This is a genomic window from Okeania sp. SIO2C9 (assembly GCF_010672455.1).
Taxonomy (GTDB): Bacteria; Cyanobacteriota; Cyanobacteriia; order Cyanobacteriales; family Microcoleaceae; genus Okeania.
The window spans coordinates 61,666-63,136 of sequence record NZ_JAAHGO010000008.1; the positions used below are offsets into that span (position 1 = coordinate 61,666).

The following is a 1,471-nucleotide window of genomic DNA, read 5'->3' on the forward strand; positions in this document are numbered from 1 at the left end:
TTTCTTGTACTTGATACTCCCCTGGTTCTACATCTGTGAATATGTAGTCACCGTTGTTATCAGTAGTTGTGGTGATGGGGTTGCCATTCTCTAGCACTGGGTCGCCATTGGAATCCAGTAGATTGATAGTAACACCAGGTATGGGGTCGCCATTTTCGTTGGTTACTGTACCGGATATGGAGCCAGGAATGATATCATCGAATGGTATCTCCGCTGGGTCTTCGGGACTGTCAACAGGGTCTCCATTGGGGTCAGTACCTGTGGCAGTTGCTACGTTATCTACTACTGGGTCCCCAACTAAACCATCAATATCTGCCTGAGTTAAGGTGTAAGTTCCTGTCCATTGTTGGGTTTCCCCTGGAGACAAGTCAATATCTGCTGGGGCAGTAATGGTAATCGGACCTGGTAAGTCGAAAGATACTTCGTTGATAGTTACACCAGTGATTAAGACATTACCGTCGTTCCTCTGTGTTTTTGTTTATACTGGAGTCTATCGCTTAAGTTAATTGGTTTAGACATTCCTGCTACTTTCTGCGTTTTGGAATCGTAATAAGTCTCCCGCATTGTAGCGACTGATTGTTAAGGTTCCAGATACTTAATTTCTTCCGATAATTAGCTTAAAAATAGCATTTTCCAGAATCATTTCTCATTGGGTAAATATTCAGAATCAAGAATTTCTTTAGGTTTAAATGGGCAAGATTGAGGAAATATCTTTAAATCAAGTTCAGTTTCATCCGCAGCTTGTTTTCTAGATTCTTCGTAACTTTCTTCAAAAATATCTTCAAAATATCGTTGTAAACTAGGACTATTTTTAAATGCTTTAAGAATTCGTCTACGATGTTCTCGAATAGTAGCGCGCCAACTTCCGCTTTGTTTTTCGGGTTGATATTTCCATTTTAATAAGTGCATTAAAANTTGCTACTTTGCTTGAATTAGAACAGGAGCTAGAGTAAGATGTCAGACCTAGATCGTGGAATCATGAAATTTAAGGGAGCCGATAGCCCAGTTGCGATCGCGATTTCAGCGGTGCTGGTTTTAGGCGGCGTCGCCTTCCTGATTTGGTGGGGAATTCAAACTGCTTACACTGTGAGCTAAGCTGTCAAAGATTATCTCAAAAAAAAATTAGTACTACAGGCAAGTTGTGCTATTATTGATTAGGTGTGGAGCAAAAGGGTCGATGCCCGAGTGGTTAATGGGGGCGGACTGTAAATCCGCTGGCTATGCCTACGCTGGTTCAAATCCAGCTCGGCCCACCACCAATCCATCAGAGCTGTGAGTTGTTAGAATAAAACAGAAGGTAAATGCTCTTTTTTGCCCGTGTGGCTCAGTGGTAGAGCACACCCTTGGTAAGGGTGAGGTCACGAGTTCAATCCTCGTCACGGGCTTTTAAATTATTTTAATCGAGATTATGTACATTTGAGCAAGTCCTATTAAAGACGCTCCAGACGCACCGGACAAATTGAATGGGGAA

The 1,471-nt window shown here is 42.2% G+C and carries 2 protein-coding genes and 2 tRNA genes; 2 read left to right on the plus strand and 2 right to left on the minus strand.

Going from position 1 to position 1,471, the window contains the following annotated elements; genetic code table 11:
• Both F6K23_RS08325 and F6K23_RS08330 read right to left on the minus strand, forming a co-directional pair.
• Positions 1–367 (minus strand): carboxypeptidase-like regulatory domain-containing protein (locus F6K23_RS08325; protein ID WP_293153269.1); only part of this gene is annotated, 367 nt, incomplete at its 3' end.
• Positions 368–639: 272 nt separating this feature from the next.
• On the minus strand, positions 640–909 hold the full coding sequence (locus F6K23_RS08330) for a DUF29 domain-containing protein (protein WP_293153271.1): 270 nt from the start codon (positions 907–909) through the stop codon (positions 640–642).
• Positions 910–1,171: 262 nt separating this feature from the next.
• Here F6K23_RS08330 and F6K23_RS08335 point away from each other — a divergent pair.
• Both F6K23_RS08335 and F6K23_RS08340 read left to right on the plus strand, forming a co-directional pair.
• Positions 1,172–1,256 (plus strand) — tRNA-Tyr (locus tag F6K23_RS08335).
• Positions 1,257–1,313: 57 nt separating this feature from the next.
• A tRNA-Thr gene (locus F6K23_RS08340) sits at positions 1,314–1,385 on the plus strand.
• Positions 1,386–1,471: the final 86 nt, after the last annotated feature.